Raw genomic sequence first — 12,671 nt, forward strand, 5'->3', positions numbered from 1 at the left:
AAGGCCTGTATTGTCACGCTCGACAAAACCGGGATAAACCGGCTAAAAGCACTAACACTATTCGTAATATCTGAATAATCAGCGCAAGGAGCCGCCCCTTGGACCGTTTCAACGCGATGCGCGTGTTCACTCGGATTGTCGAATTGCGCGGCTTTGCCAAGGCCGCCGACAGCCTGCAATTGCCTCGCGCCTCGGTGACGGTGTTGATCAAGCAATTGGAGGCGCACCTGGGCGTGCAACTGTTGCAGCGCACCACGCGGCAAGTCAGCCCGACGCTGGATGGCGCGGCGTACTACCAACGCTGTGTGCAGTTGCTGTCGGACCTTGAGGAAACCGAGGCGGTGTTTTCCACGCAACGCCAGAACCCGCGCGGCACCTTGAGTGTTGACATGCCGTCAGGCATTGGTCGATTGATCGTGATTCCGGCCTTGCCTACCTTCACGGCCCGCTACCCGCAGATTGAATTAGAGATCAGCTTGAACGATCGCACGGTAGACCTGATTCGCGAGGGTGTGGACTGTGTGCTGCGCGGCGGTCAGGCGCTCGATGAGTCGCTGGTTGCCCGGCCATTGGCGATGATGGACCAGCTGACTCTGGCCAGCCGTGCTTACCTTGAGCGTTTCGGCGTACCGGAAACGCTGGACGATCTGGCCAACCATCGGATGGTGGAGTATGTCTCCCGTACGAGCGGCAAACGCTTTGGCCTGGAATTCCAGGTGGGCAGTGAGTTGCGCGAGATCAACTTGGAAAAGGTGATTGCCGTCAGCAGTTCCGACGGTTATTTCGCCGCGTGTGAAGCCGGCTATGGCTTGATTCAGGCCCCGTACTATCACGCCACGCGGCAACTGGCCCAAGGTTCGTTGGTGGAAGTGCTGCCACATCTTGCTCCCCCCGCCATGGCGCTCACTGCGTTGTATCCACCCCATCGCCAACTGTCACAGCGGGTGCGGGTATTTATCGATTGGCTGGTGGAGGTGTGCACCCATCCGGACAGCCCATTGCAACGCCAGACGTGAGTCTGGGCGCATTAGCAGGGTGTTCAGAAGAGGTAACTCTTGCGCTCAGGCAACCCTAGTTCCCGGCGCATGCCATTTTCCGTGAAGTGCTCGGGGTTGATGGTGGTGGGCGGGGTAGCAGGATCGTTATCGAAGTTATGGGGGCGCGCGCTGTTCGGCAAGCCGACCACCTGAAGCTCGCTGTTGGGAGTTAGATCTGAAATCTCTGGATCGGACGGCGAGTGCTCCAGGGTCCGGCCTGGCAGGTAGGTACCTGTTGCGCCATTGTAGGCGTGCCCGATTTCGTGGACTAAACCGATGATGGGCGGTGCCAGGGTGTCTTGTCTAGGGGAACCCAGGTCCATCGGATCGAAATTCAACAGCCCCTTATCGGCGCGGGCTCCGGGCTGGCCGTCATGGAGCCTGCCGCGTCTTGGGTCGTCACGTTCTATATTTCTGCCTATGTCGGGTGGCAGCTTAGCCAGTTCCGAGCTGCCAAAAGCGTAGCCGCTGCCTTCTTCGCGTTCTTCTCGAACGATGACTTTTCCTCCAGCATTTGCAGCTTCCCTGTCCATGTCCTCAAGCATCTTTTGCCCGGTAGGCGAACTGCGCAAGAACTCGAAATCATCGGCGACACGCTGCTTGAACTCAGGACGACCAACGACGCGAAAGCCGTCGTCACCGGCGTTGCTGGTCTTCACCTTGGTAAATGTGGAGCCTTGGGAGGAGCCGTAGGCATCACCCGCTTTTGCGTATATCAGATCGCCACGCCTATTGTTGAAGATCTGGTCTTTGCCTTTGCCGGTATAGAAGGTCGTTCGGTCATACCCTACCAATTGGTCGTTGCCCTTACCGCCATGGAGGATCGTATGTCCGTTGCCAGCATAGAGGCGGTCGTCACCACTTCCGCCATCCAAGTAGCTTTGCTTGTTCACGGGCCCGGCGCCGGCATACAGCCGATCATTACCATTGTTGCCATACATGACGGTGTTGCCGGAGCCGCCGATGAGGATGTCGTCGCCGTCATTACCTTCCGCGTAGCCAGTGTTGCTGCCGAGGCGAAGGGTGTCGTTGCCCGCACCGCCCAGTAGGCGGGTTTTGCCACCGCCAGCAGTCAGTGCATCGTTCCCGTCACCGCCATCAATCGTGGCGGGATTATTCACATCAGGGCTGATGGTGACGCTGTCATTCCCGCCGCGGGTGTTGATCTGCAAATTGATGGGCTGGCCCTTTTGGTCAGTGCTGTCGAATGCATAAGCATTGCCATTGATTTGCAGGTTCAGGCGACCGTCCGGGCTCTTGCCAACGTACACGGTGTCGGCTTTATTCCCCGTGTCGACAACCAAGCTGACACGCTTGAGTCGGGGCTCGTCTTCGGACAGGTCCCACATAGCCTCTCGCTTGATGGTCATGTAGCCGTTATCGACCAGTGTTTCGGATTTGGACCGAAAGGGGCCAATGCCGGGGTCGGAGAAACGAGCTGGGGTGTAGATCGAGTGTTGAGCGTCGGGGCGCGTTGGAAGGATAGGGGGATATTGTTTGCTCGTTGTGCTGATGAGATTGGGGAGATGGGGCACGGGATTGCATCCAAAATCTGTCGAGTGAGAGCCTGATGGGTGGCATCCTCGCGCAGATCGTTCCATTTTCTTACTACCGCAGTCGCCGAATCTTCCTGTTTAGCGACTCAATTCTGCACCTGGGTCCTGCGATACGCCCCAGGCTGTTGCCCGGTGACCTTGTGAAACGCCCGGGTGAACGCTGCCACCGACTGATACCCCACGGCCAGCGAGACGTCTGCCACCGTCTGGTCCTGCTTGAACAGTTGGCAGGCATGGCGCATGCGCATCATCAGCAGCACTTGCCCTGGCGACTGCCCGCACAGTTCATTGAAACGCTTGAAAAACGCCGAGCGCGACAATCCGGTGCAGGCGGCCATGCTTTCCAGGGTCCAGGCGTCGGCGGGACGGGCGATCAACTGCTCCAGCAGGTTGGCGAACGCCGGTTGCCGGGCCAGCGCCGCCAGGCCGCCGAGTTCACGGTTGTCCAGCACTTGTTGGCGCAGGACATACAGGAACAACAGGTGGCACAGCCGCTCAAGCAAGGCAGAGGAGGGCGCAGGCACGCGCTCGCACTCTTGCAGGATCAGGTCGAACAGGTTGCGCGCGGCGGTCAGCGAAGGGTCGCCTGCGCGCAGGATGATCCAGGCGGGAAGGGTGTCGACGATCATCGCCGACAAGCCGGACTGGAAGTGAAAGAACCCGCAGACCAGGCCGACGCCATCGCTGGCGGCGCTGTCCAGGGGCGCCATCGGTACTCGTGGGCATTCCTGGGCGCCGGCGGCGGTGGGCTCACCGGAGAGGCGATATTCCAGGTCGCGCAACAGGAACACTGCATCGCCGTTATCCAAACGATGCGGCGCGGCGTCGCCTTCGATATGCAGCCAGCACTGGCCCTGCACAATCAGGTGGAAACTGGCGCTCGCCAGGCCGTGGGTGCTCGCATGCCAGTCGCCGCAGTAGCGGCCCACATGGAACAGACTGGTGTCGAGTTCGAGGCTGTCTAATAACCAATCGACAAGTGCACTGGACGAATTCATCTAATGGAAAGACTCAAGAGCAAGTAATCGCTACTTTAGCCTATTGAGACGATTTCTTATAACCAACAGACTGGATACACGAACCCATCAGGAGACCACTCCATGTCCCGTGTACCCCTGCTTACCCCTGAAACCGCGCCGGACGCGGCCAAGCCCTTCCTGGAAAACGCGCTGAAAGGCTCGGGTTTCATCCCCAACCTGTTGGCGGTACTGGCCAACGCTCCGGCGGCGCTGGAGACCTATATCACCGTGTCCGGGCTGAACGCCAAGGCCGAACTCAGTCTGGCCGATCGCGAAGTGGTGCAGTTGATTGCGGCCACCACCCACGGCTGCGATTTCTGTGTGGCCGGCCATACTGCCGTGGCACGCAACAAAGCCAAATTGCCGGAAGAAGTCATCGACGCCCTGCGCCAGCGCGGTGAGCTGCCCAATGCCCGCTATGAAACACTGGCTGGGTTTACCCGCGAAGTGATCGCCACCCGTGGCGATGTCAGCGATGCCGGTTTTGATGCGTTCCTGGCCGCCGGTTATACCCGGGGCCAGGCGCTGGAAGTTATTTTGGGCGTGAGCCTGGCAACCCTGTGCAACTTCGCTAACGTGTTTGCGCGCACCCCGTTGAACCCGGAGCTGGCGCAATACCGCTGGGAAAAACCCGCAAGCTGAAGATGACCCACCCGCTGTGAAAAGGAGAAACATGAATGCTTGACCCAATCTTGAGCCGTTGGCTCGATGTTCAAGCGCAGGCCCTGGACGTGGGCAGTTGCGATCCACAGGAAGTGCTGCCACGGCTGGCAGAAGTCAATGTATTGCGTATCGGCGTGCCGGCTCAGCTTGGTGGCCTGGGCGGGGATGTGGCGGGCGCGGTGGAGGCTATCGCCAATGTTGCCAGCCATTCCCTGGCGGCGGCGTTTGTGTGCTGGGGCCAGCGTTCGTTTATCGAATATTTGCTGCAAAGCCCGAATGCGCAACTGCGTGAGCGACTGTTGCCGGACCTGCTCAGCGGCAAGTTGGCGGGGGCCACGGGGCTGTCCAACGCGATGAAGTTCTTGTCGGGTATTGAAGCCCTGCAGATCAGCGCCGAGCCTACCGACGACGGCTGGACCCTCAACGGCCGGCTGCATTGGGTGACCAACCTGCGCAAAAGCGGTTTTGTCGCTGCGGCTGCCATCGAGCATGCCGGCGGTGGTGCGCCGTTTATCCTGGCGATTCCGGATTCGGTGGCCGGCTTACAGCGCTCCCGCGACCTCGAACTACTGGGTTTGCAGTCCAGCAACACGGCGGCCCTGGGACTGGAAGGCGTGGCGTTGAGTCGCGACTGGTTGCTGCATGAGGATGCGCGCAAGTTTTTACCTGCGGTGCGCCCGGCGTTCCTGGGGTTGCAGTGCGGCATGTCCATCGGCCTGGCCCGGCGCTCCCTGGCGGAAGTGGCCAACCATCTGGGCGCGACCCGTACGGTGTTGCGCGAAGAGCTGGAGACGCTGCGCGTCACCTTGGATCACTTGGTCACTGACTTGAAGAACGGCCTGTTGGTCGGGCGCTTTGCGGCCGAGCCGGCAGCGTTGTTCAAGCTGCGCATCGCCCTCGCCGAAACGGCCGCCAGCGCCGTGCAGCTGGAGTTGCAGGCCAGCGGCGGCAAGGCCTACCTCACTGCCCACGGCAGTGGCTTTGCGCGGCGCTGGCGTGAGTCGGCGTTCGTGCCGATCGTGACCCCGAGCCTGGTGCAATTGCGCACCGAGTTACAGCGCCAGGCCAACCTATGACGAACGCGGTATTGAATGCCCGGGGGATTTGCCTGGGGTACGCCGGCGGGCCAGTGTTGCAGGGCTTTGACCTGCAACTGCAGCCCGGCGAAGTGGTGTCGATCCTCGGTCCCAGCGGGGTAGGCAAGTCCAGCCTGCTGCGGGTGCTCGCCGGTTTGCAGGCGCCGCAAGGCGGCAGTGTGCGGGTGCTCGGTGAACCTGTGGATGGCCCTCACCCGCGTGTCGCAGTGGCGTTTCAGGACCCCAGCCTGCTGCCCTGGCTGAGCCTGGAAAAGAACGTTGCCTTCGGCCTGGACTTCGCCCGCCAGCCACACTTGAGCGTTGAGGAACGCCGCCAGCGTGTCGACCACGCCATCGCCGCCGTTGGCCTGGAGCATGCGCGCCAGCACTTCCCGGCGCAGCTTTCCGGCGGCATGGCCCAGCGTACGGCGCTGGCCCGTTGCCTGGCGCGCCAGCCCCAGGTGCTGTTGCTGGATGAGCCCTTCGGTGCCCTCGACGAGGTGACCCGCGCCGACATGCAGCACCTGCTGCTCAAGGTCAACCGCGAGCAGGGCTCGGCAGCCGTGTTGATTACCCATGACATTGACGAAGCGCTGCTGCTGTCGGACCGCATCCTGCTACTGGGCAACCGCCCGGCGCGGACGTTGGGCGAGTGGCTGATCGACCTGCCGCAACCGCGCGAAGAACAGGTGGAAGCCATCGGCGCGCTGCGCATCGACATCCTCAAAACCCTACGGCAGGCGAGCCGCCCTCAACTCAACCCCCTTGACCTGCTGGAGCCTGTCCATGTGCCTGGATGACCTGACCCACTCGCGTCGCGACTTTCTAAAACTCTCCGCCGTGCTCAGTGCCGCCGGCGCCTTGCCGCTGCTGAGCAGCCTGCAGGCCCGCGCTGCCAGCGAGCCGGACGCACCCGTGCGCATTGGCTACTTGCCAATCACTGATGCCACACCGTTGCTGGTGGCGCATAACAATGGCCTGTTCGAAGCCGAAGGCATCAAGGCCGAGCGCCCGGTGCTGCTGCGCAGTTGGGCGCAGGTGATCGAGGCGTTTATTTCGGGCCAGGTCAACGTGATTCACCTGCTGTCGCCAATGACCGTGTGGGCACGCTATGGCAGCAAGGTGCCGGCCAAAGTGGTGGCGTGGAACCATGTGGGTGGCTCGGGCCTGACCGTGGCGCCGGGCATCACCGATGTGAAGCAATTGGGCGGAAAGTCCGTGGCGATTCCGTTCTGGTATTCGATCCATAACGTAGTGGTGCAGCAACTGTTCCGCGACAACGGGCTGACGCCGGTGGCGCGGGCGGCGGGCAGTGCGATTGCGGCCAATGAGGTCAACCTCATCGTGTTGCCACCGTCGGACATGCCACCGGCCCTGGCCAGCCAGCGTATCGACGGCTATATCGTCGCCGAGCCGTTCAACGCCCTGGCGGAAAACCTCAAGGTCGGTCGCGTGCAGCGCTTCACCGGTGACGTGTGGCGCAACCACGCATGCTGCGTGGTGTTCATGCACGAGCACGACCTGACCAACCGCCCGGAGTGGTCGCAGAAGGTGGTGAATGCCATCGTCAAGGCGCAGGTGTGGACCCGCGACAACCGCGAAGCGGCGGTGAAGCTGCTGTCCAAGGACGGCCCTAACCGCTATACCCCGCATGCCGAGCCGGTGTTGAGCAAAGTGCTGGCGCCCGCCGCGGCCGACCGTGTGGCCTACCTGGCCGACGGCGCGATTCAGCATGGGAGTTGGGATGAGCACCGCATCGATTTCCAGCCCTACCCATTCCCCAGCTACACCGAGGAACTGGTGCGCCGCCTGAAGGACACGCTGATCGAGGGCGACAAGAAATTCCTCGCCGACCTGGACCCGGCGTTTGTCGCCAAGGACCTGGTAGACGACCGTTTCGTGCGCAACGCCATTGAGTCCGTGGGCGGCATGAAGACCTTTGGTTTGCCTGATGGGTTTGAGCGGCATGAGGAGATTGGCGTTTGAACAAACGGGAAATCCCGGGCTGGTTGCTCGGGTTGAGTGGCTTGGCGGGGTTGCTGTTGCTCTGGTGGCTGGGGGTGAAAGTGTTTGGCGCGGCGGGCGGCTTGTCGGCACGCTTTTCCCTGGCCGCCACGGCCGCCAGCCTGTGGGAATTGCTCGGGCGCGGGGAGTTGTACCTGCACATCGCCGTGAGCCTCAAGCGTATTTTCGTTGGGTTGCTCATGGCCTTGCTGGTCGGCGTGCCGCTGGGATTGCTGGTGGGCAGTTCGCGCAACCTGGAGGCGGCGACCACACCGGCGTTCCAGTTCCTGCGCATGATCTCGCCGCTGTCGTGGATGCCCATCGTGGTGATGCTGATGGGGGTAGGCGACCGGCCGATCTATTTCCTGCTGGCCTTTGCTGCCGTATGGCCGATCATGCTCAACACCGCCGCCGGGGTGCGTCAGCTCGACCCGCGCTGGTTGCAGTTGAGCGCCAGTTTGAGCGCGACCCGCTGGGAGACCTTGCGCCGGGTGATCATTCCCGGCGTGGTGGGGCATGTGCTGACGGGCGTGCGCCTGGCCATCGGCATTCTGTGGATCGTGCTGGTGCCGTGCGAGATGCTGGGGGTCAGTGCGGGGCTTGGGTATTACATCCTCGATACCCGTGATCGGCTCGCCTATTCGGAGCTGATGGCGATGGTGGTGTTGATCGGCTTGTTGGGCTTTGCACTGGATGCATTGGCGCGGTGGCTGCACCAGCGGTGGGTGCATGCTGGCCAATAGGGCAAACAACGGCCCGGATACATCCCCGGGCCGTTGTTTGCGGGAGAGCAGCGAGTAAGGTCAGGGTTCTACATAAATCTGCAGATCACCCGGAATGCCGCGTCCCCAGCCTACCGGTTGTGTAGGGTCTTGAGGCCGGCCAATTACCCGGGTGCCAATCTGTCCTGTGACGTTCTTATTGTTAAATACGCCGATGCCGATGCTGCCTGTCAACTCAGCCAGGCCTGGTACGTTTTCGGAGGTGTTCATATGGGAGCACCCAACCAGTGCGACCCATTTTTCAGTGCCTGAAGTCGCCTGGATGGTTTCCGAGGCGTAATAGTTGAACTCTTTAAGGCGGCGTTGCGAACGTTCGCCCGTTGTTGTAGGCGCTTTATGGAGATCGCCTTTGTGGCGCGTGAGGTAGATGTGATCAATGGGCATGACTTCTATGCCATTGGCCTCAAGCTTTTCGCATAGTTCCTTGAACGTTGGATCAGTTCTAAGTGTTCTGCCATCCCCCAGGTAACCTATACCGTCATCGATCAGGCCATCCGGCGTATCGATAAGTGCTTCGAAATACACTTTCTTGACGCCTTGGTTCTTTAACGTTTCCACGTTATCGAAAAGCACCTTGAAACTGGCCATCTGCTTATGCGACTCCCCCAAGACTATGCCGTTAGACGCCTTGAATGCCTCTGCGAACAGTTCTGGCGCGCTGATGGGTTCAGGCACCGATGGGATGACAGGGCGTGGCGGTAGCCCTGTTTCGGCCAGGGCGTCATAGCAAGCGTTCATTTCGTCTTTGAACTTCTCCAGTGTTTTTGCCTTGATATCCGGCTGGAAGAAATGGTCAGTCTCGAATTTGCCCTGCAGGCTTTCTACGTAGTCGCCCTTGGGTAACGGCTTTCTGACGTGAACCTGACGAGCGCCAGTATTCGAGGGGGGGCGTCGACGGCGACTGCTGGATTGCCTGGGGGAGTGTGTTTGGGGAACGGTGGGGCTCAAGGTCTCCAGCACGTTGAAATCCTTCAGTGGCGGGCCGTAAGGCCTCCTCGTGACCGGGTCATAGGCATACCGTTGCCCATTATGAATAACGCTGCTGGTCTCCAGGGTTTGCTCCCCAACCTTTAAGGTTCCCCATGTGACATCACCGTAAGGCGGCGGAGTCAAGCCGGCCGCAATCTTGGCTTTGGTAATGCCTTTGCTTGCGAGGCGGGTGCCTCCGAGCAACAAATCGCCTACACCACTCAATGGGTTGAACTCACTGATAACGGTGGTCCCGACGATTTTCGAGACTTGCAAAGCCTTCTTCGTCAGGCTGATGGCTTTGGAACCGACTTTGGTGGCTTTCGCTGCGGCCCCTGCACCAGCAGTGACAAAGCTGAAGACGTCCATGAACAGGTCTATAGCGCCGTCGGCGTAATGACCCTCCTGAAAGTTGCGAATGGCCGATCTGAAGGGAATCAAATCCAGGAAAAAGTTGGTCAAGTTCCATTCGGCATCCATCTGATTGTCGAAGCTGGTCGCGCCCTTGGCCTGCTTGATCACGTCCCGACTATCAATCTGCAGGTGTTTCACAAATGTATCTGCAATAGCCTGGGTTCGCGTGCTTGTGAAGTTCGAGGGGGTAGGCAGCGGTGATCCGGCTTTTGTGTTCTGGCTGAAGTCGGCGTTAGCAACGGGTGTGAATTTCTCGATCGGATAGACCCTATTGGCTTCGCGCTCACGCTCGTGAGTCAGCACGCTGTTACTGACCGCTGTGATAGCGTGTTTGCTAAGGTCCAGCTCATACGTGGCCGTGCCATTCGCGCCGGTGGCCTTGACGTACAGCTTTTCATTTTTATGGTCGAGGGTTTTGCCAGTAAACCCGGGGCCCAGGCGGTAGGTGTCGAGCTGGTAGAACTCAAGTTGCCCGTACTCTAGGTTCTGCCTGTCAGCCAGTGGAAGCTGGGCGATCATATGTTTGATCGCCACGCCAATGCCTTTTTTCTTGTCGCTGATGGCCTGGACAAGTTGGCTGTTGAATTCGGCATTGACTCCCAGATCGAGCGACTTACCTTTCAGCGCGGCATTGATGCGCGGGTCCTGGCTCACCCATTCGTAGTTGTGCAACCCACTCATGGCGATGTCCAGGAGCGACATCATGCCGGCAGGCGCCCGATTAGGGTCGTAGACCGGCTGGATGGACGGTTGCTTGTTGTCATGGACTTTCAGCAGCCATTCTTCAAACGGAACATTTTCGCCAAAACGCTCCTTGAGGCGGGCGAGGGCGATATCCCTGCGGCTGGGCATGTCGGATTGGATCAGGCTGGATGCTTCTATCTGTGCAGTGGCCTGTTGGTTAAACGCGCTTCTGGCCACCTCGATGTCGGCGTCGTTGTATCGACCGGCCCGCTCCGGCGAAAGGATGCCATTGACCAACCCCCACACCCGCAGGGCAGCAATCTGCGCACGCTGAGTGTCTTGCCGGTTGCTAAGGGCGGCAATGTCAGCTTCAGCCATGACCTGGTTAAAGGTCATGTTTTGCACTTTTCCTGGCGTCAGGGCCTCTATCGATGCTGCGGCGATCGACAGCCTGACCCAGGCGGCGCTGCCATACACCACCGTGCCAGGAATGTCTTTAATCAAGAGTTCGGGGGTTTTCTTTGACAGCAAGAGGTGCGCCCCGGTCTTGGCCATCTCGGCGGAGGTTCTGCCGGATTCGCTCAAGTGCGTACTCAAACCGTCCACAATCATCGACAAAGGCTTGCCCCAATGGGCTTTGTTGGACAAATCAAAACCTGCCACCTTATTGGGGGCAGGCTCGGCAAAGTACTCCGGGTCCAATTGCAGAATCATTGCTGCCATGAGGTAATCGTTGGCGCTCTCGGCGGTGTCAACTCCATTCATTTTCTGCTGCAGAGCTTTGCCCATCAATTGCCCCTGGGCAGAACCGATCAGGGTTTCCAGCACCCGGATGGGATCATTCAGGACGCCCTCGGGGAGTGGCGCCTGATAGCGCAAAAACTCTAATAACCCCCCTTTGGTTTGCATGACCAGGGGCTTTTCCTCGAGATGATGTTCGTGGCTCATGGCAATCAAACGCAGGCGCCGTTGATCGTCTCTGCTCAAGGGGATAGGCCAGCTCAAGGCACCCCCAAAATTGCCCAGGGGGTGTTCCAGGGCGCTGTCGACCAGGGCACTGGCCAGGGCGATCAAGGACGAATGGCTGTCCGGTAGGGGGAGGCCGTTGTAGGCGATGTAGTTCTCCAGTGTGGTTCTGCCTAGCTCCTCAAAGGAAGATGAGCCAGGCGCTACCACCATCGGTGTGGACTTGAGCGCCGCGAGGACAGCCTGCGGGGTGACCGCTTCACCCAATTGGGCAGCCAGCTCAGTGAGTTTGCGTGCCAGGGTCCTGAAGTTCTGCTGGTCTGCGAGCTGTTGCTTGAAGTCACCGCTGTCTGGGCTTTTGCCTGTTTGTGGCAGAAGAGTGGGGCCTGCTGCCGAGTCGAGGTTTGCGCTGGCAGTATCATGGAGGGCTGATAGAGATCGGCCGTCAGGGAGGGGCGGTTGATACGTGTATGACTGCTGAGGCGAGCGAGTATCTAGATGGGTCATTGTTGGGTACCTATTCAGACGTGCTGAGAATAAGCGCCTGTCAACGGGAGGTTCCCTTTTCCCATGGCGCACCGCTGTGTGCTGAAAACGCCCGTTCGCGTTCCGGCTGCGGGTACCAGGGTTTGTAAGATCGGATGTAGGCGGGGAGTAGGCGGGCTGGTCAAATGCAGTCAGTTCCGTACCGACGACAGCGTCAGCATTGCACTGTAAGGGAATATTTTCTGCTTACTTGGGGGGCTGGTTTATCGTAGCGTGCGCCAGACGAGCCAAAGCTTTTCATCGCCTGTAATATGAGCGCCTATTGATCCCGATCCACTCCCAGATACAGGACCCCCTGATGACCCAAAAGCAGCGTTTGAAATATTCGATTCTGATTGCCCTGGCCGTATTGGCGACGATGTTTGGCCTGTCCTACTTGCAGAACACTGGGGTCATCAGCGAGAAGACATTCCAGACCATCGCCATTGCCGTCGCAGTGGTCGTGGTGGTGATCAACGGCATCATGCGCCGCAAGGTCAAGCTTTAACGGCGATCAGGCGCGGCCTTCGAGTACCTTGGCAGCCTCTTCATGGAGGCTGTAGCTTTTGTCCGCATTGAGGGTGATCACACCTTCGCTGCACAGGCGCTTGAGTACCTCGCGCACGCTGAGAAACGACAGTGGAATGCCCAGCTCCAGCAAGTGGCTGTGCACGCCGCGTACGCCAAGGGTGCGCTGGTTGTCGGCGGCGGTGAGCAGGGCGTCGATGACCTTCAGCCGGATCAGGCTGGTACGCAGGCCAAAACACTTGAGCAGATGGCGGATACGCTGGTTGCCTTGCTGTTCGGGCGTTTTGCCGAACGCTTGCGTGCCGCTGCCGAAACTGGCTTCGGCCGCGTGTGAATGTCCATCCGTGGGCACTTGCGGGTTGTACATGCAAAAACTCCTTATCAGAGCCTGATCAGGAAAAAATGAGCGCTCTTGGTTAATAAGACGAACGAGCGAGCGAAATCATGA

General features: G+C 59.8%; 11 protein-coding genes. 7 read left to right on the plus strand and 4 right to left on the minus strand.

The window, feature by feature from the left end; translation table 11 throughout:
* Window positions 1–98: 98 nt before the first annotated feature.
* Window positions 99–1,016 (plus strand): LysR family transcriptional regulator, encoded by a 918-nt coding sequence (locus tag K5K89_RS14975; RefSeq protein ID WP_071488176.1) that lies wholly within the window; start codon window positions 99–101, stop codon window positions 1,014–1,016.
* Between the two features lie 23 nt (window positions 1,017–1,039).
* On the opposite strand, the gene K5K89_RS14980 is transcribed toward K5K89_RS14975, so the two are convergent.
* Both K5K89_RS14980 and K5K89_RS14985 read right to left on the minus strand, forming a co-directional pair.
* Window positions 1,040–2,407 carry a M91 family zinc metallopeptidase gene (locus K5K89_RS14980; protein WP_222539646.1) on the minus strand — a complete coding sequence of 456 codons (1,368 nt, stop codon included), beginning with the start codon at window positions 2,405–2,407 and terminating at the stop codon, window positions 1,040–1,042.
* 272 nt (window positions 2,408–2,679) lie between these two features.
* A complete protein-coding gene (locus K5K89_RS14985; RefSeq protein WP_222539647.1) occupies window positions 2,680–3,591 on the minus strand; it encodes an AraC family transcriptional regulator in 912 nt (303 codons plus the stop codon).
* Window positions 3,592–3,693: 102 nt separating this feature from the next.
* On the opposite strand from K5K89_RS14985, the gene K5K89_RS14990 reads away from it, so the two are divergent.
* The 5 genes from K5K89_RS14990 to K5K89_RS15010 are packed head-to-tail and all read left to right on the plus strand — an operon-like array spanning window position 3,694 to window position 8,098.
* Window positions 3,694–4,254 carry a carboxymuconolactone decarboxylase family protein gene (locus tag K5K89_RS14990; protein WP_071488178.1) on the plus strand — a complete coding sequence of 187 codons (561 nt, stop codon included), beginning with the start codon at window positions 3,694–3,696 and terminating at the stop codon, window positions 4,252–4,254.
* A gap of 35 nt (window positions 4,255–4,289) precedes the next feature.
* On the plus strand, window positions 4,290–5,351 hold the full coding sequence (locus tag K5K89_RS14995; protein WP_071488179.1) for an acyl-CoA dehydrogenase family protein: 1,062 nt from the start codon (window positions 4,290–4,292) through the stop codon (window positions 5,349–5,351).
* On the plus strand, window positions 5,348–6,151 hold the full coding sequence (locus tag K5K89_RS15000) for an ABC transporter ATP-binding protein (RefSeq protein ID WP_071488180.1): 804 nt from the start codon (window positions 5,348–5,350) through the stop codon (window positions 6,149–6,151). The genes K5K89_RS14995 and K5K89_RS15000 overlap by 4 nt, the downstream gene beginning before the upstream one ends.
* On the plus strand, window positions 6,138–7,337 hold the full coding sequence (locus tag K5K89_RS15005) for an ABC transporter substrate-binding protein (RefSeq protein ID WP_071488181.1): 1,200 nt from the start codon (window positions 6,138–6,140) through the stop codon (window positions 7,335–7,337). Before K5K89_RS15000 ends, K5K89_RS15005 begins: the two co-directional genes overlap by 14 nt.
* Before the next feature lie 11 nt (window positions 7,338–7,348).
* Entirely contained in the window at window positions 7,349–8,098 is a 750-nt protein-coding gene (locus tag K5K89_RS15010; RefSeq protein ID WP_173668608.1) for an ABC transporter permease, read from the plus strand.
* Window positions 8,099–8,158: 60 nt separating this feature from the next.
* Here the strand turns inward: K5K89_RS15010 and K5K89_RS15015 are convergent, their stop codons facing one another.
* Window positions 8,159–11,677 (minus strand): membrane-targeted effector domain-containing toxin, encoded by a 3,519-nt coding sequence (locus K5K89_RS15015; protein WP_222539648.1) that lies wholly within the window; start codon window positions 11,675–11,677, stop codon window positions 8,159–8,161.
* A 337-nt stretch (window positions 11,678–12,014) separates the two neighbouring features.
* On the opposite strand from K5K89_RS15015, the gene K5K89_RS15020 reads away from it, so the two are divergent.
* Window positions 12,015–12,203, plus strand: a complete 189-nt coding sequence (locus K5K89_RS15020; protein ID WP_010210250.1) for a hypothetical protein — start codon at window positions 12,015–12,017, stop codon at window positions 12,201–12,203.
* A 6-nt stretch (window positions 12,204–12,209) separates the two neighbouring features.
* Here the strand turns inward: K5K89_RS15020 and K5K89_RS15025 are convergent, their stop codons facing one another.
* Complete coding sequence (locus tag K5K89_RS15025; protein ID WP_222539649.1) at window positions 12,210–12,590, minus strand: fe2+ zn2+ uptake regulation protein; 381 nt, start codon at window positions 12,588–12,590, stop codon at window positions 12,210–12,212.
* Window positions 12,591–12,671 lie beyond the last annotated feature (81 nt).

The organism is Pseudomonas sp. DR208 (assembly GCF_019823005.1).
Classification (GTDB): Bacteria; Pseudomonadota; Gammaproteobacteria; order Pseudomonadales; family Pseudomonadaceae; genus Aquipseudomonas; species Aquipseudomonas extremorientalis.